The organism is Leptolyngbya sp. CCY15150, assembly GCF_016888135.1.
Classification (GTDB): domain Bacteria; phylum Cyanobacteriota; class Cyanobacteriia; order RECH01; family RECH01; genus RECH01.
Genome location: NZ_JACSWB010000217.1, coordinates 168,450 through 192,320 on the forward strand (window position 1 = coordinate 168,450; position 23,871 = coordinate 192,320).

The following is a 23,871-nucleotide window of genomic DNA, read 5'->3' on the forward strand; positions in this document are numbered from 1 at the left end:
CTATGGGCTGGGGGCTGCAGCTCCCAGCCCATGGATGATAAACTCTCCTAGGGACGCCAGGGATATTGGCGAAAATCAGGCGATCGCTTATCCAAAAACGCCTGCTTGCCCTCACTGCCCTCCTCGGTCATGTAGTAGAGCATGGTGGCATTGCCCGCCAATTCCTGCAAGCCAGCTTGACCATCGCAGTCGGCATTCAAGGCCGCCTTCAGACAGCGAATAGCAATGGGACTTTTCTGCAAAATTTCCTGGGCCCACTGTACCCCTTCCGCCTCCAACTGCTCCACCGGCACCACATGGTTCACCAAACCCATGTCCATAGCCTGTTGAGCATTGTACTGACGGCAGAGAAACCAAATTTCCCGCGCCTTCTTTTGTCCCACAATCCGGGCCAGGTAGCTGGCCCCAAAGCCGCCATCAAAACTGCCCACCTTCGGCCCCGTTTGCCCAAAGATCGCGTTGTCAGCAGCGATCGTCAGGTCACAGAGGATATGCAGCACATGACCACCGCCGATGGCATAGCCAGCCACCAGAGCAATCACCACCTTGGGCATGGAGCGAATTAACCGCTGTAAGTCCAGCACGTTAAGACGCGGCACCCCCGCTTCATCTTCGTAGCCCGCCATGCCCCGCACGCTTTGATCGCCGCCGGAGCAAAAGGCATACTTGCCATCGGTGTGGGGGCCAGCTCCCGTAAGCAGCACAACTCCAATGCTTGGATCCTCGCGGGCATCGACAAAGGCATCGTAGAGTTCAAACACCGTTTTGGGGCGAAAGGCATTGCGTTTATGGGGACGGTTGATGGTGATTTTGGCAATGCCATCTAGTTTGTGATAGAGAATGTCGTCGTAGGTTTTAGCCGTTTGCCAATCAATCTGCATAGGAACCAGGAATCGCGATAGGCGGACGGGGCTGAGCTAGCCCAATGCTGAGATTAGCCTATCTAGGGGAACCTGTCACGATGTCGCTGTGGGTACAGGCAAGCTGCAGCCATGGCCAAGGAGGTTGAGCAGCAGAACTTTTTGTGGGCAATCTTAAGAAATACCCACGCCATCGCTAGGCAAGATGGGTGGAGAGCATGTCAAATCAACGGCTTGGTTGAATCTTCCCGAGAAAATGGTGTCATGGTTTGCTCCGTTTTCATCAAAATATCCTGGACAAAGCGCTCGCTGAAGCCAGCCACAAAGGAAATCGCTAGATACAGGTAGGTGCGATTGGTTTGCTCGCGATTGCCCACCGAAACCAAGCCTGACTCTAGGGCCGCAAAGATAAAAATGGCGAAGGCAATGCCAATAATAGGCTTGAGCAGCCCTGTAAAAAACAGCACCAGTGGCTCAGGACGTTGCCCATAGACCATGTTTTGGGCTCGTACAATCACACTAATCGAGCTACCCAAAGCACCGCCCATCACCACAATCAGCAGCAGCGACAGGCGAATGCCCACATTCTCAAAAAACGTACCGGTGTTGCGCAGCGTCCCCTCGTCTATCGCCACGACACTAATATCCCGAGACTCGCTGATCGGCTCTTCAGGTTCTCTTGTGGGTTCACTGGGCGTAGGTGCAGACGAGCGATCGCTCTCCTCTACCTCTTCCTCTACCTCTTCCTCTACCTCTTCCCCTACCTCTTCCCCTATCTCTTCCTCCACCTCTTCCTCTGGCACCTGCTGGGATAACTGGGCAGGCGCAGTCTCCAGCGGGGAAAATACAGTGGGGGGAGGTGGGGCCAGATCCTCGGCGGATGCTGCGTCGGGTACCGGTGTGGGCGCAACCTCAGGTTCAGGCGTGGGCGTAGCTGCGCGAGGTGTGGGCTCTGGGGTTGGGGTCTGCCCAGCCTTACTGCTGGCTTGGGGCATCAGGGTATAGCCCGCATTAGCGTCCAACATCTGTTCCTTGCCGTCTGGGAGCTGCAGCCACATGTTGCGACTGGGCTGAATGCTGATTTGCCCCGAGGATGAGGTTACCTGCAAGGACGGCGCGGTGCCCTGAATGATCAGGTAAATCAAAAAGGGAGCGATCGCAAAAATGCTGATGAAACCTGCCAGCCCCAGAATCAACATGGTGGACTGGGAGTTGTTAACGAAAATCTCGTAGCGAATGCGGCGGCGAATGCGGCGGGCGATGGTTAGATTACGATGCTTAAGGGCAGGGGGCAGGCTGGGGGTGGAAACATCGGACGGGGGTTGAGCGCTAGACAGCAAGAGTTCGATGGCGCTACGGGCCATATGCACCAGATAGACATTTCTCAGCTTGCGTAAATCCGGCAGTTGATAGAGCAGATGGCCAATTTCTCGCTGGATTTCATCATCAAGGGTGAGGGTCTGCAGCTTATGGCAGGTTTCGTCCATGAGGCGATCGGTTTCGGTTTCAATTTCGACCGCAAGCTGTTCTTGATCAATCTGGGTTTTGGCGTCTTGCAGCAGCGACGCAAGCTGTTTTTCATGCACCCATTCGAGAATGTCTTGGGAGTTGATGGCTTTGGGGGTACTCATCGAGGATCACCTTAGGGAGGGTTGGGGGCGATCGCCCCTCTTGGGTCAGTACCACAGGAGCGATGGTTGGAAGTCCGGAGGAGTCGGCTGCCTGTTGTATAACTTGACCCAATTGTGGCGAACAAGAATGGAATGATCCAGTAGGCTGGGGCGGATTATTGCCTCATGCGCTGCCAAAGGGTCTGTCGCCAATGCAGATCGATGGAGCGATCGGTTAGCAGTTCCAGCACGCGAATACCGCTCTGAGGTAATGGATTGAGCGATTGGACTAACTGTTCCCAAGACTTGATGGGCTGATGTTCGATGCCATAGGCAGCGCAAAGGTGGGCAAAGTTCACCGATTGGGGTGTGGTGAAAAACGTATCGAACAAGGCGGGCTCGGCTTGGGCAATGGGCAGGAGACCAAAAATACCGCCGCCGTTGTTGTTAATCACGATCACCGTTAAATGCCCTTGCCAATGGTGCCGCACCAGGAAGCCGTTGGTGTCGTGCAGGCAGGCCAAATCACCGGTGATCAACACTCCCTGGCGGCCATAGCAAGCTCCTAGGGCAGTGGAGAGGGTACCGTCAATGCCGTTGGTGCCTCGGCTAAAGATCATCTGATGCTGCTGGGCATTCAGGGGCCAAAACCATTCCACATCGCGCACGGGCATACTGTTGGCAATCACCACGGGGGTTTGGGGCGGCAGCGATCGCCCCAGAAGCCACGATAGTTTACTTTCCACTAAGCGCTCAGTAGCGGTGCAGTGCTGATCAATCAGCGATCGGATCGAGGCAGCGGCAGATAGCCATTCATGGAGATAATCCGGTGGGCCGACGGTGGCTAGGTGGAGAGACTGCACGGCTTGATGGAGGGTGCAGCGCAGGGTATGGGTGCGGCCATGGGTGGGATCGAGGTTGCGATCGCCCCCGTCAATCACCCATTGCAGCGGCTGGGTTTTGTCCAACCACTGACGCAACACCTTACTGGTCGGCATCTCCCCAATCCGAATCACGACCTCGGGCGCAAGGGCGGCGGCGCGGGTGGGATGGCGCAAAATGCCGTCGTAGGTCGCCACGAGGTAGGGGTTGCAGTCCGCATGGTTGCGGGCTGGGGATAGACCTTCTGCCAAGACTGGAAAGCCCAGGGTTTTGGCCAGGTAGGCGATCGCTCGACAATAGGCACGGGGCTGGTCGGGTTGATCGACCCCGGCAATAATCACGCCGCGATCGCAGGAACCCCAGGTGGCCACATGGTCGGCGATCGCCTCTGGGGCGAGGGTGGGCGTGGGCGACGAGGTGCCACGGGTGATAGCGGCGAAAAACTGCGGCTCATCCCACTGCTTGGCCAGGGCGAGAACATCGGCTTGGGGAATAGGCGCGAGGGGATCTCGAAAAGGTTGGTTCAGGTGCACCGGCCCAGCCACGGGATAGCGCGATCGCTCCCAGGCATAGATCAAGGTTTGCCGCAGATAGGCCAACAGGGCAGGTTCTGTGGACGGTATCGCCAGTTCGCTATACCAGTTGGGGTAGGAGCCGTAGAGTTTTTGCTGATCAATAGTTTGCCCCGCATTACAGTCCCGCAGTTCCGGGGGGCGATCGCTGGTGATAATTAGCAGCGGCACCCGCCCTGCCTGCGCTTCGATCACCGCAGGATAAAAGTTAGCGCCCGCCGTGCCCGACGTGCAGACCAACACCGTAGGCTGCCGGGTCTGACGCGATCGCCCGAGGGCAAAAAAAGCCGCCGATCGCTCATCCAACATAGGAATAGCTTGGATGGCCGGATGCTGGGCAAAGGCTACGGTCAACGGTGTTGAGCGTGATCCTGGACAGAGCACCGCTGTTTCCACGCCTAATCGAGCTAGCACCTCCGCCATCACAGACGACCAAAGGCTGTTTGTTGTCCGAAAATCCAACATAGTCGCTCTCAAACCAATGCCTGCAGCAATGCCTGCAGCTTCAAATGCACTTCCGCCAACTCCCGGTCGGGGTTGGAGCCAGCCACAATGCCCGCGCCAGCATAGAGCCGCGCCCGATTGCCATGGAGCCAGGCTGAACGAATGCCCACCACAAATTCACTGTTGCCCTGGTGATCAATCCAGCCAATCGGCGCAGCATAGAGCGATCGCTCAAAGGATTCGTGGCGCAAAATTTCCTGGCAGGCGACATCCCGCGACACCCCGGCCACCGCTGGGGTGGGATGCAGATTAGCCAATAAGGCCAGGGGATGCAGGCTATTGGGCATCCGAGCATGGATAGGCGTATGTAAATGCTGAATGTTGGACAGTCGCAAGAGGTCAGGCTCAGGGGCATAGCGGGGAGTAAGCCCAGCGGCCTGCAGTTGAGCGGCGATGAAGTCCACCACCACCTGATGCTCATGGCGTTCCTTAGGGCTATGGCGCAGGCGATCGGCCAGATCGGCATCGTCCTGGGGTGACCCACCCCGAGGCGAGGATCCCGCCAAGGCATCCACCACTAGGGCGCGATCGCGGACACTCAGCAACCGCTCGGGACTGGCCCCAATAAAGCTATGGCCTTGGTCATTGCCCGTGGAAAAGACATAGCAGTCGGGATAGCGGCGGCGCAGGTTATCCACCGATCGCACCACGGAAAACGGCTGGGGCGACACCACATCCAAGGCATGGGCCAACACCACTTTTTGCAAACGTCCCTGGGCGATCGCCCCCAACACCGCCTGCACCGAGGCTTGGAAGGGAACTGGGGACGTGGAGGCATCCGTCTCTTCCGAGAGCACCTGCCCCGGCATGGCATCCAACCGATGACAGAGAGACACCACCGGCGAGGCCAGCGATCGCACCTGTTCTAGCGTCGTCCAAGTAGCCCGAGTTACCGCCCGTAGCGCCGTTTGGGGCGTAATCGCAAGATTGGCCGTGACGCTGGTGCGATCGCCCTGGTTGATCACCTGCCAAGCAGGAATAAAGACCGTCGCCCCCGGAAAGGGAGCCCCCGGACTCACCTGGGGAAAAAATGTAAAGCTACAGAAAAAGTGCAGCAGACTGGGAGAATGAACCGTCTGACAGCGGCGCAGACAATCATCCATAAAATATCGAGCATCCTGAAAGCGTTGAGGATGGCTAGAGCATTGAGCCACCGCACTACCCACCGCCGCGATCGCCATCTGCTGCCGCCGGTGTTCAAAATAAAAATGGGGCTGCTGGGCCACGGCCAACGCTTGCAGCACCATGAGCGGATCCAACGACGGGATCTCCCACGATAGGCTAGCGATCGCAGGCTCCTCCAGACTGGACTGCTGTTGGCAAGCCAACAAACACTGATACAGGTCTTGTTCTGTGTGCAGTCGAGGACGAGAATGGGGGGTTACGGTCATAGTAGGCAAAGCGGCAGGTTTCCATCCACTCAGGCAGTCTGACTGGGTAACATCGACATTGAGATACGGCCGCAGATCCGTCAACCTCGATCCGCTCCCACGGTTCGCAACGATCTGCCCAAGCCCATGGAGAGCATCACACTCAGCGGGCTCCAGCGCTCCGATCCCTTCCAAACGATAAACGGTGGGGGGCAGTTTAGGGGAACTCTGTTGCACTGTGTTGCAGAGTATTACAAGACACAACTATGGCTGAGCACTCCCCAAGGCCGCCCTAGGTCGGGCTATGAGAAACCTGGGGGTTGGGGTAGAACCTAGGTAGGTAAAGGCATTGACGCCTTGGGATATCTCTCATCTATTCTACGAATAATCGGGGGACAGGCTGGACTCGCGCCTGAGGATTTTCCGCAAATCCTCGGTGGAATATTGCAATTCGTAACGGCTCACTCAGCGATCGCCCAAAATCACCCGATCGTCTGTAACCCTATGAGATACTGAGGTCTAGACAGCGCCAACTTCAGGTGCTTGCCGGAGTTCACGGCATCCGTCTCGGCAATCAACCACCCTGGTTTTGTCCCTGGGTAGGAGGGTAGATGGATGGATGGCTCTCCCCTCAGCTCCCGATACTATCCATTGACGTTTAAGACATGACGATTCAAACGGTGAGAACGGTGCGATCGCCGCATCGCAAACAACTCTGGATGGCTGCCATCAAGCCCCCCATGTATAGCGTGGCGATTATGCCCATTTGGCTGGGAAGTGCGATCGCCTTTGCCGAAACCCAGCGTCTACATCTGCCGGTATTCCTAACCTTTACCTGTTCTGCTATCCTCATCCTGGCCTGGGAAAACCTCAGCAATGATGTCTTCGACTCAGAAACTGGCATTGATCAAAATAAACATCATTCGTTAGTCAATTTAACCCGCAATAAATCCTTAATTTTCTGGATCGGCAATAGCTGTCTGCTGGCTGGCGTGTTGGGCATTTTAGCGATCGCTCTTTTGCAGCAAGATGCAACAGTCCTAGGCATTGTCTTACTCTGCTGCGCTTTGGGCTATTCCTATCAAGGGCCGCCCCTACGATTGGGCTACCAAGGCTTGGGAGAACCGCTCTGCTTTTGCTGCTTTGGCCCCCTCGCCGTATCCGCCGCCTACTATAGCCAAACCCAAACCTGGTCGTGGATGAGCCTGGTTGCGTCCATTGTCCTAGGCTTAAGCACTAGCCTAATCCTGTTCTGCTCCCACTTCCATCAAGTGGAGGATGATATCGCCGCCGGGAAGCGATCGCCCATTGTCCGTTTGGGTACCGAGCGCAGTGCCCAACTCCTGCCCTGGGTGGTGGGCAGTCTCTACGGACTGACCATAGTCTTTGTGTCGTTGCAACTGTTTCCCTTGTGGACGTTGTTGATCCTGTTGAGCATCCCCCCCGGCTGGCACCTTTGTCGCCACGTCAGCTGCTATCACAACCATCCTGACCGGGTTAGCAACTGTAAATTCATCGCCATTAAGCTGCATTTTTGGAGCGGTTTGCTGTTAGGCATCGGGTTCTTGCTATGACTGGCCCCTGGGCGAGGAGCAGGCGGTGGGATGTCCGATGGTGAAGCACAGCTCGACCATCGGACAGGTCTTAACGATGGGAGTTTTGATAGAGCAGACCTAAGACTGCTAAATTGAAGGTTGACGATCATCAGCGATCGCTCTCCAGGGAGTTGATCAAGGCTGCATGACCCGATGCTGCATCACCTTCACCTCAGTCCTAGTCTTTCTAGCCTAGGCACGAGTCCTCTGAAGCAGAAGTAACCCGCCTAGTAACTAAGGCGGAACCCCTGTGTGTCCTGGACTTCCTTTTCGTTCTTCTGTCTTCGTTCTTCTATCTTGCGATACTAGCCAAGCACAGCTTGTTTTAACCCAAGGTGTCCCTAGGCTGGAGGCAACTCTGACCCCACGTCCCACCCCTTCTTCATCTCACCGTTTACGTTTGCACGACCATGGCTGCAGTTGCCCTACAAAACGTCCACAAAGTCTACAACAACGTCTGTGTGGTCAATGATTTGTCGTTGACCATTCAACCCGGCGAAATCTTTGGTCTGCTGGGCCCCAACGGCGCAGGCAAATCCACCACCATTCGCATGTTGACCACCTTGACCCAGCCCACCCAGGGAGAGATTGTCGTAGCTGGCTATGATGTGGTGCGCCAACCCTTTTGGGTGAAGCAACAGATCGGGGTGGTGCTGCAACAAATCAGCGTCGATGTGGATCTGACGGTTTGGGAAAATATGGAATTCCACGCGCGGATGCACCATATCCCCACCTCCCGCCGTCAGCAGGACATTAGCCGCTGGCTCGACTATGTTGAATTGAGCGATCGCAGCCAGTCTCTCGTCAAAACCCTATCGGGGGGCATGAAGCGCCGGCTGCAAATTGCCCGCGCCCTGCTCCACCAGCCCCAGATCTTATTCTTAGATGAACCCACCGTTGGGCTCGATCCTCAAACCCGTCGCCGGCTCTGGGAAATCATCAAAGGCTTAAATCAACAGGGCATGACCATCCTCCTCACCACCCACTACATGGAAGAGGTGGAATACCTGTGCGATCGCATTGGCATTATGGACAATGGCAAGCTGATTGAGATGGGCACCCTAGACGAACTGCGCCACAAGCATGGGCTAGGATTGCTGATGAAGCAAGATGGCGATCGCTGGGACTATACCTTCTTTCCCACCATGGATGAGGCCCAGGTGCATCTGGCGGCGCAGGCTGATAAAACCGGCATGATGATTCGTCCGTCTAACCTAGAAGACATTTTTGTGGAACTCACCGGCCACAACTTAGACTAACCCCATCGGTTAACGAGGGCATCGCCGTTGTTGAGGTGTACCCTTCCTTTGGGTAAAGGCGGGTCAACGAGATGGGTCAGCCGGTTGGATAACCGCATCTAGATCTCAGACCATGGGAGCAAGCGGCTTTCCGCCCATCCCAACCTCAGGTTTAGCCGTTCAGCACATGTTGTTTTTCCACGTTTGGGGTAACCATGATCCGCCTGGCTAGCAAAATCGAAGCGATTCTTTACCTCAAGGGGCATCCACTGCCGCTGAGCAAAATCGCTGACTATGCTGGCTGCGATCGCCGCGAGGTGGAAGAGGGCATCCTAGAATTGATGGACGACTACGCCCATCGCGACAGTGCCCTAGAAGTTGTGGAGACGCCAGAGGGATATGCGCTGCAGCTACGGCCAAGATTTCATGACTTGGTGGAGACGTTAATTCCCCTAGATTTGGGTGTCGGAGCCCTGCGCACCCTGGCAGCGATCGCCCTCAAAGGGCCCCTGAGTCAGCCTGAGTTGGTGGAATTGCGCGGTTCTGGAGTGTATCAACATGTACCCGAACTCGTCGATTTAGGATTGGTTCGGAAGCGTCGTAAAGTTGATGAACGTTCCTACTGGCTACAGATCACGCCAAAATTCTATCAATATTTTCAGGTAGAATCTCTGCCCTATCCCTTTGCCAGTCCTCCATCGAGCGATCGCCCTGCACCGCCAGAGTCCCAGGATCCCGAGCCAGACGCCGATGCTGCCGACCACCCCGAGGCCGATCATCAGGAAGCCGACCACCAAGAGCTCGATGCGTAAACGCCCTGCCTGACTGGGTTTCACCCCAGTACTCCCCGACGATCTAGACGCCCTATCCCAGCCTGAGGGCATCCCATCCCCAGCGGGTCTCAAACACAGGATCCGCAATTAGATGCCACAATAGACTAAATTCAGTTAACCCAATGGTCTCTATGGTTTTTAACCCTGACAACAGCGATTTCTTCAGTGGCAACGCCGAAGAGGACCAAGCGAACCAACTGCTGAGCTACTTGCAAAACCAGCCGCCGGAAGTTCTGGCGCGCGTGGCTAAATCTGTGAGCCCAGACATTAGGCAGATTATTTCGCAAAATGTACAGGGGTTAGTCGGTGTGCTGCCGTCTGAGTCCTTTAACATGCAAATTACAACCGATCGGGAAAACCTGGCCGGTCTCCTTGCTTCTGCCATGATGACGGGCTACTTTCTACGCCGTATGGAGCAGCGCATGGAACTGGAAGATAGCGTGATGGGATCCTTCTCCATGCGCCGTCGATCCAACTTTGACCCCTTCCCAGATTCCGACGCTTAAGATCGATCGCGACCGATCGATCCCAATGGCGATCGCCCCTGATCCCGAGGCTGACCTGTTGTGCAGCCATCGGTTAAGTACGCCCCAAAGTCAGGAGCGATCGCCACTGTGCCAATAGTTCAGTCTTGGTTCCAGCGTTCTATCTTTGCCCTACCTCTTGATCGACCGAAACCGCAGTAATGGTAAGTTGCACCACTCCACAGCATTTACCATCTCTGCGGCTTTCCCATGGGTTGCTTAGAAGCGATCGGGATTTCACAACCCGTTTAGAATAAGGACAGTTCTGCAGTACGCGTATTGCAGACAAGAAAAAGCGTTCCACACTGAGGGCGGATGGCAACACCTTCAGGGTAAAACCCATCAGGCAATTAACTTCAAGGGCAAGACTGGGAACAGGCAGATGCATCTTGCCCAAGAGCTGCCAACACGATTCAATGTGCAACGCTAACTGGAAGGGAATACATACAGGCTTCGATACACCCATCATATCGCGAGCAAGCATAGATTAGAATCACTGCCTGGAATATTTATGATAGACTTAACTCTATGCGAATACCCGCGATACATGGTTCCTGTTTAGATACGGAGTGAATCTCCGGGAGAGTCTCACGTGATCCACGCTACCTTGCATCAATTTAAAGTCTTTGAAGCAACGGCCCGCCATGGCAGCTTCACCCGGGCCGCAGAGGAGCTATTCCTCACCCAGCCCACGGTGTCTATGCAAGTCAAGCAACTAACCAAGGCGATTGGCTTACCTCTATTTGAGCAGGTCGGCAAGCGTCTCTATCTGACGGAAGCTGGCAAAGCGCTATTCTCAACCTGTAAAGACATTTTCACCAATCTCGATCAGCTAGAGATGACGGTTGCAGATTTAAAGGGGATGAAGCAAGGGCAGCTTCGTCTAGCGGTGATTACCACAGCCAAGTATTTTGTGCCGCGCCTGCTGGGCCCTTTCTGTCGTACGTACCCTGGCATTGATGTGTCGTTGACGGTCACGAACCACGAGCGGGTGATTGATCGGTTGTCGAATAACCAGGACGACCTTTATGTCATGAGTCAGTTACCAACCAATCTGGATTTTGAAGCGGAATCCTTCCTAGATAATCCTCTGGTTGTTTTAGCTCCCATCAATCATCCCTTGGCGGGGCAACGCAATATCCCCATTCAGCGCTTAAATGATGAGCCGTTCATCATGCGGGAATCCGGATCGGGAACGCGGCGCGCGGTGGAGAGTTTGTTTGATCGGGAAAATGTCTCGGTGAAAGTCCGGTTAGAACTAGGCAGCAATGAGGCGATTAAGCAAGCGATCGCTGGCGGTTTGGGGCTATCCGTTTTATCCCACCACACCCTCACCCCAGAAGGATCTCACAGCGATCTCACCGTGCTGGATGTTGAAGGCTTCCCCATTTCCCGCCAATGGTATGTAGTCCATTTGGGTGGAAAACAACTGTCGGTGGTCGCTGCCACCTTCCTGCAGTATCTCCAGGAAGAAGCGCCTAAGCTATCCCCCATCCCAGCCCTAGCCCATTCATCAAAGTAGGGCGATCGCCTTTTGGCTAGGGAAGAGGCGATCGCTCCCGATGCCTAGAACCATCATGTCCTAGACCATCGGCCACAACACCAACTTGTGATTATAGACGTGGATCATTAGCCTGGATGACATCATCTCCCCCCGATCAGGATCGCTCCCATGAACCGGAGGCGCAACCGCTTCCTAAAACGACACCCTCCCCATCGGAGTCTGGCGTCAGGGCGTTTCTGCGGGCGATCATCCAGGCGATGCGCTCGATCAAGGTTCCCCGAGAAGCGATCGGCGCTGTGGTTGGCGCATCCATCACGGCCTTTGCCACCCTTTCCATTGCGATTGTTAACCTGCTCAATGGGTTTAACGAACAGCTTAATCGTCCCTTTCAGATTCAAGACTCCCTCAGCAAAACCCAACTGACCGCTGACTACTATCGGCAAACAGCCCTGTCTACCTATCTCAGCTCGGCAGGCATGGTGCTCATGCAAACCCATGACCATCGCACGCTGGAACAAGTAGCCACCCTGCGGGCCCTCACCCATGCCACCCTACGGGAGCTGAATGCGGAGCGCAAGCGCTATGTGGTGATGTTGCTGCAGGATGCGCAGGTGCTCACTTGGCGACCGGAGGAGAATCAGGCAATGGGTCAACCAGCCTTTCTCTTTCAGGCCAGCCTCATGGGTGCCAATTTAGAAGGGTTAGATTTGCAGGGCACAGATTTGCGAGGGGCCGATCTGCGTGCGGTTAACTTTCGCTATGCCAACCTCAGCCATGCTCACCTCACGGGAGCTAATCTCACGGGGGCCGATCTGCGCAGTGCGGATCTGAGCCACGCTGATGTGGAGCGCGTTGAATTTCTCAATGCTTGCTACAACGGGCGGACGGTGTTGGATGTCAATATCGATCCCACAACGGCAGGCATGAAAAAAGTGACCGAAAGCGATATTTGCACTCCGGAGGTGCCCAGTTCGTCGGATCCAGTTTCAACCTGAATGGATTCAGGGGCGATCGCTTTTCAACCCCATAGAGATCATGGATCATCAACCATGGATCATAAAAAACCCGAGGAAAGCGATCGCTCTCCTCGGGTTTCAACCTAGTATCAAAGAACCGGTTTCAGATAGGCGATCGCCTACTTGATGGCTACCTTAGCGCCAACTTCTTCCAGTTGCTTCTTAGCATCTTCAGCGGCTTCCTTGGTGATGGCTTCTTTAACAGCCTTAGGAGCTGCTTCAACCAAGTCCTTAGCTTCCTTCAGACCCAGACCGGTGAGGGCGCGCACGACCTTGAGGATAGCAATCTTCTTGTCAGCAGGAACGTCTTCCAGCACCAAGTCGAATTCGGTTTGCTCTTCCACTTCCTCAGCAGCAACAGCAGCACCAGCAGGAGCCGCCATCATCATGGGCATACCACCAGCAGGAGCAGATGCATCAACGCCAAAGGCTTCTTCAATTTGGGAAACCAGTTCAGAGGCTTCAAGGAGAGAAAGAGACTTAAGCTGTTCTAGAATTTCGTCAGTCTTTGCAGACATGGTAGTCCTCCAAATTTAGTTGAATGGTGAATAACAGATGGGGCACCGTGGCCCCCGAGTGGCAGTCTAGAGCGATCGCCCCAGGGATTAGCTGGCGTCGGCTCCGCCCTCTTTTTCGGATACAGCCTTGATGGCCCGTACCAACGATGATGGAACTTCTTTGATCCCAACCGCCAACTTTGTGGGTACGGCGTTGACACCAACGGCAACCTTGGTAGGGATAGAATTGATGGCCCGAGCAATACGAGCAATGAGTTCTTCCTTACTGGGTAGTTCGGTAATGGCCTTAACGTCATCTTCGCTAAGAGCCCGACCTTCCATCACTCCGCCCCGGAGGACGGTCTTTTTCGTCGCTTTTTGAAAGGCTTGGTAGGCCTTGATAGCTCCACCTAAGTCATCCTTGAGCAACAAAAACGCGGAGGATTCTTGCAGGAATGTCTCCATGGGTTGCCAATTGGGATCTTCCGCAATGGCAATGTTCATCAAGGTATTCTTAGCGACCCGACAGCTTGCGCCGGTCTGGCGTAGCTGGTTCCGTAGTTCAGTAATTTCTGAAACGGACAAACCTTTAAAGTCGATGACTAAAGCTAGTTGAGCTTCGCTCAGTTCTTGCTTTAGTTCAGCAACAAGAGCCTTTTTATCGGCTAGCGTTCTACCCATTACACTGTTCACCTCCTTAACGTGGGTGTATCGCCAAACTTGAAGGACAGACTGGGGCTATATCGAATCAGCAGCATCGAGTCAGCAACGACGACATAGCATCAGTCTGGCGCAGGCTCCAAAACAAAAGCCCTGGTGTTTCAACCAGAGCTTCGCAAACCAAAGGACAGACCGCGACGGGTTCCTTTGCTATGCATACCTCGGCAGGATATTTAAGCGTAGGCACCTGCTGTCTCTGGTTTGCTATGAAGTTTTAGAGCAGAAATGTTTCGTATCTACCGTCTCCCGTAGATGGTGAAGTTAATCAGCCTTTGCTAGTGTACACCAAAATAGAGCTAGGCGACATCCGCAGCTTTCAGATCGCGCAGCGCACTAATATCTACTTCAATGGACGGCCCCATGGTGGATGACACATGGATACTGCGCCAGTAGCGACCCTTAGCACCCGACGGGCGATTGCGATCGATACATTCTTGCAGAGCTTTGAGGTTCGTTAAGAGATCCTCGGTAGAAAATCCTGCCTTACCAAACAGCACATGGACAATGCCTGTCCGGTCAGCCCGAAATTCTAGCTTCCCTGCTTTGAACTCTTCGATCGCCTTCGCTACATCAAAGGTCACCGTTCCACCCTTAGGCGACGGCATCAATCCCTTAGGCCCAAGCATCCGACCTAATTTAGCCACCTGCGGCATCATGTCTGGCGTTGCCACCAAAACTTCGAAGTCCAACATGCCTTTCTGAATGTCGGCAATCAGCTCTTCAGAGCCGCTGAGGTCAGCACCAGCATTGGCTGCTTCAGCCACCTTTTCCCCACGGGCAATGACAGCCACGCGCACGGTCTGTCCTGTTCCCTTCGGTAGGGCAACAGTGGTTCTCAACTGTTGGTCTGTATATTTTGGATCGATGCCAAGGCGGATGTGGGCCTCAGCCGACTCAGGAAATTTAGCTGTAGCGGTTTCCTGCAGCAGCTTCAGGGCTTCAACCGGCTCATAGGGGCGGTCTTCAACCTTGGCATACAGCTCTTTCAAGCGGCGGGATAACTTTTTCGTCATGGTGTATGTCTCCTTGGGGTACTGACGAGGATGCTCCTCTCCCCCAACTAGGGTTTAACAAAAAATCTGAGCGTATCTGTTCGTCTGCTAGGACTAATCTGCTAAGGTCACACCCATGTTACGGGCAGTTCCCTCAACAATTTTCATCGCGGCTTCAATATCGTTGGCGTTGAGGTCAGGCATTTTCACCTGAGCAATTTCCTGTAGCTGAGCCCGAGTGATGGTGCCAACTTTTTTGCTGTTAGGCTCGCCCGACCCTTTCTCAATGCCGATCGCCTTCTTAATCAACACAGAGGCAGGAGGCGTTTTGAGGATGAACGTAAAGCTCCGATCTTCATAGACGGAGATTTCTACGGGTACCACCAGACCCACTTGATCAGCGGTACGGGCATTATATTCTTTGCAGAACATCATGATGTTCACCCCATGCTGACCCAAGGCTGGCCCAATGGGAGGAGCAGGGTTCGCTTTGCCAGCCGAAATGGCTAGCTTGATTAGTGCAACAACTTTCTTTGCCATTGATCTATCAACTCTGTTTCTGAATTTGGTTGAATTCCAACTCGACGGGGGTATCTCGCCCAAAGATTGAAAGCAGCGCCTTCAGCTTACTGCGCTCAGGGCTAACATCAATCACCTCGCCTTCAAAGTCCTTAAATGGCCCAGACAAAACCATAATTTTGTCTCCAGCCACCATATCGACCTTTACCACAGGACGCTGTTCTTGAGCCTGCTTGAAAATCCGCTCAACTTCGGCGTGCCCCAAGGGCATGGGCTTCACGTGCCCACGCGATCGCCCTGTACGGGTTCGCTGTTCTGCCCCGACGAAGTTGATCACATTGGGAGTATTCTTGACGACCTGCCAAGTTTCATTGTCCATAACCATGCGCACTAACACATAGCCAGGAAAAACTTTCTCAGCAATTTCCTTAGGCTTACCAGCTTTCGTAGGCTTAAGGATAGGGGTTTGAGGAATCTCAATCTGGAAGATGCGGTTCGCCACATCAAGCATGCCCAATCGCTGCTCAAGGTTAAGCTTGACACGCTTTTCACAGCCAGATGCAACTTGCACAGCATACCAACGAGCAGAGCGACGAATGTCTTTCGCCTCTCCCTGCTCAGGGTCTGATTCATTCAAGTTTGATTCGTCTGAACCGAACTGATCATCTTGCAATTCGGATTCGTCTGGCGTGAATGTCATTTAGAATACCTGCTTTGCCGCCCAACTAAACAACTTATCTATAAAGTAGATGATTGTGGCTGAGAGGCTGACCATTAGAATGACAGCAATGGATTCACTGATGAGCTGTTGGCGACTTGGCCAAACGACTTTATCAAGCTCCTCTTTCGTGCCCTTCAAAAATTCAGATGCATTGAACTGTGAAGTTGCTTCTTCTGCTGCCGCTGGAGTTGCCTTGCCTTTTTCAGCCATCCCGTCACCTACGCTATACGTGCCCTTGTTGATGCCTAGCTTGCGATCATCGCCGATTCTCTAGCCACTACCCCAACCATGGATCCCACCAACCGATGCTCGGATGACAGCTAGGGTAAGGGCTGTGCTGACATCGTGCCCTGGGAGCGAACTCTTACTGCACGTCATCAAAGAACCATAGGCCATAAAAAATGGAGCGCGCCCTGGAGGACTCGAACCCCCGACATCAGGTTTTGGAGACCTGCGTTCTACCAACTGAACTAAGAGCGCACGAGCTGAGGCTAACTCAGCGTACCACTATAGAGTTTAACAGTTTCCTTGCGTTTCCTTCACGCAGCTCGAAAAACCTATAGCGACAAGCACTACAGTGCCCGATCGAACCGTTGCTTGAGGCGAGTAGCCTTACCAACGCGATCGCGCAAGTAGTATAGCTTAGCACGACGGGCCTTGCCTCGGCGAATCACTTTGATGGTGTCCACTCGGGGAGAGTGAAGCATAAAGACTCGCTCTACGCCGACACCTTGGAAGACACGGCGCACGGTAATGGTTTCGTTAATGCCACCATTCCGCATAGCGATGATCGTTCCTTCGTAGGGCTGAACCCGCTCTTTTCCACCTTCACTAATACGAACACCGACACGAATCGTGTCGCCGACATAAAGCACAGGCAGATCCGATTTGATATGTACCGCTTCAACAGAGCGGATGATCTCTTGAGTGTTCATAGTTTAGCGAAACTCACAATTCTTTACTATACGTGAGGGGGTGGGGCCATGTCTAGCATTTTTATAAAAACCCAGCAATTCTCAGGTTGAACATCTTGTCCGAGCTTGCTGATAACAGTGTTTGCTGAGAACAGTACCTATAGGGTCAGCGCTCCCCCGTTGAGACCTGGCTTGATCGCTCCTGTGACGACTACTCCTATGACGACTAAAGTCTGGGCGCAGGAACGATATCACGATACCACCGCATCCCGTTGGAGATTCACGTTTGTTTAACCGGATTGGGAGAGATGCCATCACCCAAAGCGCGATCGCCCCTATAAAGAAGCGATCGCGCTCTGCTTGAACTGCGGCTAACCTGGGAACCTGTTACACCTTGGCCAATCGGAAGGCGGCACCTAGCCCAGCTCCCATTTCTTCTGGGGTGATTTTGCCATCATGGTTGAGATCGAGGGCATCAAACACGGCATCGCTGCCCATCCATTCTTCCCGAGTGATGAAGCCGTCTCCATCGAGGTCGTAGGCACGAAACACGTCTTCTGCTGCATGGCTGACGATGTCGCTCCCATCAATCCGAGAGAGGCGCTCAGCCAGGAGTTCTTCTAGGGCAACGAGGGCCTTAGAAAAGCCTTGAATACCTTCATCTAGCTTGTCAGAAGCCATGCGGTCAGTGCTATGCATGGACTCGAAGGTAGCTTTGTCGATCTGAATGGCTTCAAGATCAGATTGAGCCGCCTGTTTGGGATCGAGCTTCCGGGGTAGCTCCGCGATGGTGCTATCCAACTGTTCCAGCAGGCTTGGGGAAATGGTGAGTAGGTCGCAGCCGGCTAGTTCAGTAATTTCTCCTAGATTGCGGAAACTAGCGCCCATAATTTCGGTCTTGTGACCAAACTTTTTGTAGTAGTTATAGATTTGCGTCACCGAAAGCACGCCCGGATCCTCCGGAGCAGGGTAGGAATCTCGCCCTGTATCTTTTTTGTACCAGTCGAGAATACGTCCGACAAAGGGAGAAATTAGGGTAACCCCGGCCTCAGCGCAGGCGATCGCTTGGTGTAGCCCAAACATCAGGGTGAGGTTGCAGTGAATGCCTTCTTTCTCAAGCTGTTCAGCCGCTTTGATGCCTTCCCAGGTGGCGGCAATCTTGATCAAAATGCGATCGCTGGAGACCCCTGCCGCCTTATATTGGGCAATCAAATCATGGGCTTTGGCAATGGTCGCTTCGGTATCGTAGGAGAGCCGAGCATCGACTTCTGTGGACACTCGCCCCGGAATAATTTCGAGAATTTTCAGACCGAAGGCCACCGCAAGGCGATCGAACGCTAGGGTGACGATGTCTTTCTGGCTGGCATCAGCACCCGCATCTTGCTGGGCTTGGGCCAAGGTTATATCTACGATTTCTTGATATTCCGGCATTTGAGCCGCCGCTGTGATCAGCGAAGGGTTGGTCGTGGCGTCTTGGGGCTTCACCTTTTTAATGGCTTGAATATCACCGGTGTCGGCGACGACCACAGTCATCTCACGAAGTTGTTCAAGTAGGCTCTTAGTCATAGTTTGAAGGAAAGTACAGTAGAGGGCAGAAAGGTAGGACGGTGGGGTTCATCCTGCGCAGCACGAACCCCAAGCATGGCTATTGTTCAACCTTGAAGCCAGCGCTGGCTTGGTTGTAGTCTTCAACCTCAATGGTGACGGGCTTCACGTTCCAAATCTCGTCGCAGTATTGACGGATGGTGCGATCGGAGGAGAATTTACCCATGCGCGCAGCATTCACGATCGACATGCGCGTCCATGTTGCCTGATCCCGATAGATCTGGCTGACGTGCTTCTGGCTTTCCACATAGGATTGATAATCTGCCAGCAGCATGTATTCATCATGGTGGAGCAGGGAGTCCACAATGGGGCGGAAGAGATCCGGGTCGCCGGGCGAGAAGTCACCACAGGCGATCGCATCGATCACATCCCGCAGTTCTTGGTTGCCGTTGTAGTATTCCATCGGGTCATAGCCCCGTTGTTTCATACTCAACACTTCTTCTGCCGTTAAGCCAAACAGGAAGAAGTTCTCTTCACCCACTTCCTCGCGAATTTCGATGTTGGCACCGTCTAAGGTACCGATGGTGAGTGCGCCATTCATCGAGAATTTCATGTTGCCGGTGCCGGAAGCCTCCTTACCCGCCATGGAAATTTGCTCCGACAGATCTGCCGCCGGATAAATGCGCTGCCCCAGGGAGGCATTGAAGTTGGCCAAGAAGACCACCTTGATGCGACCGCGCACGTGGGGAGCCCGATTCACCACATCAGCCACCGCATTCACCAATTTGATGATCAGCTTAGCCATGTAGTAGCCCGGAGCTGCCTTGCCGCCAAAGATAAAGGTGCGGGGCACGATATCCAGCCCTGGATCGCGCCGTAGGCGGTTGTAGAGGGTGATGATATTCAACACGGCCAACAACTGGCGTTTGTATTCATGAATCCGCTTCACCTGCACATCAAACATGGAGTTGACATCGACATCAATGCCGTTGTGCTTCCAGATATAGGCCGCCAAATCTTTCTTATTCTGCTGCTTGATCTGCCGCCAGCGATCGCAAAATTCTGGATCATCCACAAACTCTTCCAGCTTGCGCATTTGGTCTAGGTGGGTGAGCCATCCTTTACCACCGAGCTTTTCGGTCAACAGCTCCGATAGGGCAGGATTACTCAGCAAAATCCAGCGGCGCGGCGTCACACCATTGGTTTTGTTGGTGAACTTCTCGGGCCAGAGTTCATAGAAGTCCTTCAGCACACTTTGCTTCAGCAACTCGGTGTGGAGGGCAGCGACCCCGTTGATAGCATGACTGCCGACACAGGCCAAGGATGCCATGCGCACCGACTTCTCAGGCTGCTCTTGGATAATCGACAGGCGGGAAATACGTCCCTCATCTTTGGGATACCAGGTTTTCACATCTTCCATGAAGCGGAAGTTGATTTCGTAAATGATTTCCAACAGACGCGGCAACACCCGTTCCAACAGGCTGACAGGCCAACGCTCTAGCGCTTCCGGCATCAGGGTGTGGTTGGTAAAGGCAAAGGTGTTTTGGGTAATGTGCCATGCATGGTTCCATTCCAGTTCATACTCATCCAGCAGCAAACGCATGAGTTCAGCAATACCAATGGTGGGATGGGTATCGTTGAGCTGGATGGCGAAGTATTCATGGAAGTCATCCAAGGTAGGATGCACCATCAAATGACGGCGAATCATATCTTGCAGCGATGCCGACACGAAGAAATACTGCTGTTCTAGCCGCAGTTCGCGTCCTTGAGGCGTATTGTCGTTGGGATACAACACCTTGGAGATGGTCTCAGAGCTCATCTTCTCCGCCACCGCGTTGTCATATTGCCCAGAGTTAAAAGCGTCGAAGTCAAATTCGTCGCTGGCCTCTGCCTTCCAAAGCCGGAGGGTGTTGACGGTGTTGGTGTTGTAGCCAGGGACAGGGGTGTCGTAGGGGATGGCGATCACGGTGCGTCCTGGAATCCAGCAAACGCGATAGTGGCCGCGATCGTCGGTGTAGGGCTCGGTGTAGCCGCCGAGTTTAATTTCTACCTTGGCTTCTGGACGAGCAATTTCCCAAGGGTTGCCCAGTTTTAACCAGTTGTCAGGAATTTCGAGCTGAAATCCATTGCGAATGATTTGGTGAAAAATGCCAAATTCATAGCGAATGCCATAGCCAATAGCCGGCATTTCCAACGTCGCCAGGGAGTCTAGAAAACAAGCCGCCAAACGACCTAAACCGCCATTGCCAAGACCTGGATCTTCTTCCTGTTCCAGAAGCTTATCCATGTCGAGTCCTGTTTCGGCAACGGCTTGCTTCACCTGGTCATAGATTTCCAAGTTGATCAAACTGTTGCCCAAATGCCGACCCATGAGAAATTCAGCGGACAGATAGGCGACCATTTTCACCTTTTCGTCCGTGTAGCGTTCTTGGGTTTTCAGCCAGCGGTAGAGGAGGCGATCGCGTACTGTATAGGCAAGGGCAGTATAAAAGTCGTTATCGGTCGCCGTGGCAGCATTTTTACCTTGAAGATAAAATAAGTGATCGGCAAAGGCTCGCTTGAGCGTTTCAATACTCAGCCCAGTACGGTCATCTTCGACCTGAACCGTGGGACATTCGAAGGACTGGTTTTGGCTGTTGATTGCGTCGTAGGTTGTCATGAGTTGTTCTCGCGGTTGTGCAGTCGGGTCAACATGGACGGGGGCGATCGCTGGATATAGATTGCGTGGGTAGCAGGATCTGAGGTAAGACCCAGAGGAGGGTCAGGGGGCGATCGCCCAACGCCCCTGTCGTGGTGGACGTCCCTAATAGGGCCACATCCAATCCCGGATATCGGGCATATCTTGCCCGTGGCGGGCAATGTAGTGTTTGTGATCGATCAGCTTGTCCCGTAGCGTTTGCATCACATAGGCACCCGTACTCTGAAGAGAGGGAACCCGTTCAATCACGTCCATCGCCAAATGGAAGCGATCGAGGTCATTGAGCACCACCATATCAAATGGCGTGGTGGTGGTTCCTTCTTCTTTGTAGCCGCGCACGTGCATATTTTTATGATTCGTGCGGCGGTAGGTGAGTCGATGAATTAGCCAAGGATAGCCGTGGTAGGCAAAGATGATCGGCTTATCGGTGGTAAAGAGGGTGTCAAACTCCTTATCATTCAGCCCGTGAGGGTGTTCACTCTCCGGTTGGAGGGTCATCAAGTCCACCACGTTAATCACCCGCACCTTGAGGTCAGGGAAATGCTGCCGCAGCAGGTCAGTAGCAGCCAGCGTTTCCAGGGTAGGCACATCGCCTGCGCAAGCAAGCACCACATCGGGTTCACAGCCCTGATCATTGCTGGCCCAGTCCCAAATGCCGATGCCCTTGGTGCAGTGCTTCACGGCTGCATCCATGTCTAGATATTGCAGCGACGGTTGTTTCCCCGCCACCACCACGTTGACATAGTGCCGACTGCGCAGGCAGTGATCGGTCACCGACAGCAGGGTGTTGGCATCGGGGGGAAGATACACCCGAATCACATCTGCTTTTTTATTGATCACATGGTCAATAAAACCGGGGTCTTGGTGGCTAAAGCCGTTGTGATCCTGCCGCCACACGTGGGAGGTGAGCAGGTAGTTGAGAGAGGCAATGGGCCGCCGCCAAGGAATGTGGCGAGTAGTCTTCAGCCATTTAGCATGTTGGTTAAACATGGAGTCAATCAAATGGATGAAGGCTTCATAGCAGGAGAAGAAGCCATGGCGACCGGTGAGCAGGTAGCCTTCGAGCCAGCCCTGGCAGGTGTGCTCACTGAGGATCTCCATAACCCGACCATTGGCAGCCAGGTGATCATCCTCGGGCAGCGTTTCAGCAACCCAGGTGCGCTCGCTCACCTCAAAGATGGGATGCAGGCGGTTGGACGCCGTTTCATCGGGGCCAAAGACCCGAAAGTTTTGGCTATCCATGTTTTGCTTCATCACATCCCGGAGGAACTTGCCCATTTCCAAGGTGGCTTGGGCGTAGGTGGTCGCGGGTTTGGGAACGGGAACGGCATAGTCTTGGAAGTCTGGCATTCGCAGATCCCGCAGCAGAATACCGCCATTGGCGTGGGGATTGGCACCCATGCGGCGATCGCCCTCAGGAGCGAGGGCCGCCAGTTCAGGGATCAGCGTACCGGCTTCATCAAACAGCTCTTCCGGCTTGTAGCTCTTCATCCAGTCTTCCAGCAGCCGGATGTGGTCGGCATTGGTAGACAGGTCAGAGAAGGGAACTTGGTGCGATCGCCAATAGTCCTCGGTTTTCTTCCCATCCACGTCCTTTGGCCCCGTCCAGCCCTTAGGCGATTTGAGGACAATCATGGGCCACTGGGGCCGCTGCCGGAAGCCGTTGGTGCGGGCATCCTGTTGAATGGTCTTGATTTCAGACATAGCCAGCTCCATGGTGCGAGCCATGAGCTGGTGCATTTGCTCTGGATCCGAACCTTCCACAAAGTAGGGACGATAGCCATAGCCCACAAACAGGCTTTCCAACTCCCCCGGACTGAGGCGAGACAAGACCGTGGGGTTGGCGATCTTGTAGCCATTCAGGTGCAAAATCGGCAGTACCGCCCCATCGTGGACGGGGTTGAGGAATTTGTTGGAATGCCAACTGGCCGCCAACGGGCCGGTTTCCGCCTCACCGTCGCCCACCACGCAGGCCACAATCAAGTCTGGGTTATCAAACGCGGCTCCATAGGCGTGGGATAGGGCATAGCCCAACTCGCCGCCTTCGTGGATCGAGCCAGGGGTTTCTGGCGCAACGTGGCTAGGAATTCCGCCGGGGAAGGAAAACTGCTTAAACAGCCGGAAGATTCCGTCTTCATCCTGGGAAATATTAGGGTAGAACTCGCTGTAGGTGCCTTCTAAGTAGGTGTTGGCGACTAACCCAGGCCCACCGTGCCCTGGCCCAGCGATATAGACCACGTTGAGGTCTTGCGCCTTAATCAACCGATTGAGATGGACATAGATGAAATTTAGCCCAGGGGTGGTGCCCCAATGGCCTAACAGTCGCGGCTTGATATGCTCCAACTTGAGGGGCTCTTTCAGCAACGGATTGCCGTAGAGGTAAATTTGCCCCACAGAGAGATAGTTGGCGGCTCGCCAATAGGCGTTGATTTTGCTCAGCTCTTCCGCTGATAGAGGTTTGGATTGAATGACGTCTGCAACAACCATAGGTATGAACTCTAGTGTGATGTTCTCAATGACAGTGCTAGGGAAGGAAAGAGCGATCGCTCCATACCCCTCCACGACACAATTCAGGATGCGAACTTGAGAATTCTAGACGCTGTCCTGTAGGCCAACCGGGAGACCAACATGGCTGAGTTCGTCAATGGAAAACGAACGTGGTTGCTAGAATAGCCGCCCATCAATAGCTTCACGTCTAAAAACTATCGAGTGATGAGGATCCGACGGTGGTACGCTAACAACCCTGCCTCCAATCTA

Annotated in this window: 20 protein-coding genes, 1 tRNA gene and 1 other annotated feature; of the genes, 6 read left to right on the plus strand and 15 right to left on the minus strand. The window is 54.0% G+C overall.

What is annotated here, in order from left to right:
- Window positions 1-47: 47 nt before the first annotated feature.
- The 4 genes from menB to JUJ53_RS16975 all read right to left on the minus strand — a co-directional run bounded on the left by menB (window position 48) and on the right by JUJ53_RS16975 (window position 5,819).
- A complete protein-coding gene (menB, locus tag JUJ53_RS16960) occupies window positions 48-881 on the minus strand; it encodes a 1,4-dihydroxy-2-naphthoyl-CoA synthase (protein WP_204153209.1) in 834 nt (277 codons plus the stop codon).
- Between the two features lie 200 nt (window positions 882-1,081).
- Complete coding sequence (locus tag JUJ53_RS16965; protein WP_204153210.1) at window positions 1,082-2,491, minus strand: hypothetical protein; 1,410 nt, start codon at window positions 2,489-2,491, stop codon at window positions 1,082-1,084.
- A gap of 155 nt (window positions 2,492-2,646) precedes the next feature.
- Entirely contained in the window at window positions 2,647-4,389 is a 1,743-nt protein-coding gene (gene menD / locus JUJ53_RS16970; protein ID WP_204153211.1) for a 2-succinyl-5-enolpyruvyl-6-hydroxy-3-cyclohexene-1-carboxylic-acid synthase, read from the minus strand.
- A gap of 8 nt (window positions 4,390-4,397) precedes the next feature.
- Window positions 4,398-5,819 carry an isochorismate synthase gene (locus tag JUJ53_RS16975; protein ID WP_239125137.1) on the minus strand — a complete coding sequence of 474 codons (1,422 nt, stop codon included), beginning with the start codon at window positions 5,817-5,819 and terminating at the stop codon, window positions 4,398-4,400.
- Between the two features lie 644 nt (window positions 5,820-6,463).
- Between JUJ53_RS16975 and menA the strand changes: the two genes are divergently transcribed.
- From menA to JUJ53_RS24745, 6 genes are all read left to right on the plus strand, one after another.
- Window positions 6,464-7,372 (plus strand): 2-carboxy-1,4-naphthoquinone phytyltransferase, encoded by a 909-nt coding sequence (gene menA, locus JUJ53_RS16980; RefSeq protein WP_204153212.1) that lies wholly within the window; start codon window positions 6,464-6,466, stop codon window positions 7,370-7,372.
- A gap of 431 nt (window positions 7,373-7,803) precedes the next feature.
- Window positions 7,804-8,652 carry an ABC transporter ATP-binding protein gene (locus tag JUJ53_RS16985; RefSeq protein ID WP_204153213.1) on the plus strand — a complete coding sequence of 283 codons (849 nt, stop codon included), beginning with the start codon at window positions 7,804-7,806 and terminating at the stop codon, window positions 8,650-8,652.
- Between the two features lie 194 nt (window positions 8,653-8,846).
- The gene (gene scpB / locus JUJ53_RS16990; protein WP_204153214.1) at window positions 8,847-9,443 is read left to right on the plus strand and encodes an SMC-Scp complex subunit ScpB; all 597 of its coding nucleotides are present in this window, start codon (window positions 8,847-8,849) and stop codon (window positions 9,441-9,443) included.
- Window positions 9,444-9,595: 152 nt separating this feature from the next.
- Window positions 9,596-9,970: a DUF760 domain-containing protein gene (locus JUJ53_RS16995; protein ID WP_204153215.1), complete on the plus strand. Its 375-nt coding sequence runs from the start codon at window positions 9,596-9,598 to the stop codon at window positions 9,968-9,970.
- A 610-nt stretch (window positions 9,971-10,580) separates the two neighbouring features.
- Complete coding sequence (locus JUJ53_RS17000) at window positions 10,581-11,510, plus strand: LysR family transcriptional regulator (RefSeq protein WP_204153216.1); 930 nt, start codon at window positions 10,581-10,583, stop codon at window positions 11,508-11,510.
- Window positions 11,511-11,626: 116 nt separating this feature from the next.
- Window positions 11,627-12,487: a pentapeptide repeat-containing protein gene (locus tag JUJ53_RS24745; RefSeq protein ID WP_239125138.1), complete on the plus strand. Its 861-nt coding sequence runs from the start codon at window positions 11,627-11,629 to the stop codon at window positions 12,485-12,487.
- A gap of 140 nt (window positions 12,488-12,627) precedes the next feature.
- On the opposite strand, the gene rplL is transcribed toward JUJ53_RS24745, so the two are convergent.
- From rplL to JUJ53_RS17060, 11 genes are all read right to left on the minus strand, one after another.
- Window positions 12,628-13,026, minus strand: coding sequence for a 50S ribosomal protein L7/L12 (gene rplL / locus JUJ53_RS17010; RefSeq protein WP_204153217.1), 399 nt, complete (start codon window positions 13,024-13,026; stop codon window positions 12,628-12,630).
- Window positions 13,027-13,113: 87 nt separating this feature from the next.
- The gene (gene rplJ / locus JUJ53_RS17015; RefSeq protein WP_204153218.1) at window positions 13,114-13,686 is read right to left on the minus strand and encodes a 50S ribosomal protein L10; all 573 of its coding nucleotides are present in this window, start codon (window positions 13,684-13,686) and stop codon (window positions 13,114-13,116) included.
- 114 nt (window positions 13,687-13,800) lie between these two features.
- Window positions 13,801-13,943, minus strand: a sequence feature (ribosomal protein L10 leader region).
- 78 nt (window positions 13,944-14,021) lie between these two features.
- Window positions 14,022-14,738 (minus strand): 50S ribosomal protein L1, encoded by a 717-nt coding sequence (rplA, locus tag JUJ53_RS17020; protein WP_204153219.1) that lies wholly within the window; start codon window positions 14,736-14,738, stop codon window positions 14,022-14,024.
- Between the two features lie 93 nt (window positions 14,739-14,831).
- Window positions 14,832-15,257: a 50S ribosomal protein L11 gene (gene rplK, locus JUJ53_RS17025; RefSeq protein WP_204153220.1), complete on the minus strand. Its 426-nt coding sequence runs from the start codon at window positions 15,255-15,257 to the stop codon at window positions 14,832-14,834.
- A 7-nt stretch (window positions 15,258-15,264) separates the two neighbouring features.
- Window positions 15,265-15,936 carry a transcription termination/antitermination protein NusG gene (nusG, locus tag JUJ53_RS17030; protein ID WP_204153221.1) on the minus strand — a complete coding sequence of 224 codons (672 nt, stop codon included), beginning with the start codon at window positions 15,934-15,936 and terminating at the stop codon, window positions 15,265-15,267.
- Complete coding sequence (gene secE / locus JUJ53_RS17035) at window positions 15,937-16,167, minus strand: preprotein translocase subunit SecE (protein WP_204153222.1); 231 nt, start codon at window positions 16,165-16,167, stop codon at window positions 15,937-15,939.
- A 197-nt stretch (window positions 16,168-16,364) separates the two neighbouring features.
- Window positions 16,365-16,437: transfer RNA gene (locus JUJ53_RS17040), tRNA-Trp, on the minus strand.
- 92 nt (window positions 16,438-16,529) lie between these two features.
- The gene (gene rplS, locus JUJ53_RS17045; RefSeq protein WP_204153223.1) at window positions 16,530-16,892 is read right to left on the minus strand and encodes a 50S ribosomal protein L19; all 363 of its coding nucleotides are present in this window, start codon (window positions 16,890-16,892) and stop codon (window positions 16,530-16,532) included.
- 366 nt (window positions 16,893-17,258) lie between these two features.
- Window positions 17,259-18,437: a transaldolase gene (locus tag JUJ53_RS17050; RefSeq protein ID WP_204153224.1), complete on the minus strand. Its 1,179-nt coding sequence runs from the start codon at window positions 18,435-18,437 to the stop codon at window positions 17,259-17,261.
- A gap of 79 nt (window positions 18,438-18,516) precedes the next feature.
- A complete protein-coding gene (locus JUJ53_RS17055) occupies window positions 18,517-21,075 on the minus strand; it encodes a glycogen/starch/alpha-glucan phosphorylase (protein ID WP_204153225.1) in 2,559 nt (852 codons plus the stop codon).
- 144 nt (window positions 21,076-21,219) lie between these two features.
- A complete protein-coding gene (locus JUJ53_RS17060) occupies window positions 21,220-23,601 on the minus strand; it encodes a phosphoketolase family protein (protein ID WP_204153226.1) in 2,382 nt (793 codons plus the stop codon).
- Window positions 23,602-23,871 lie beyond the last annotated feature (270 nt).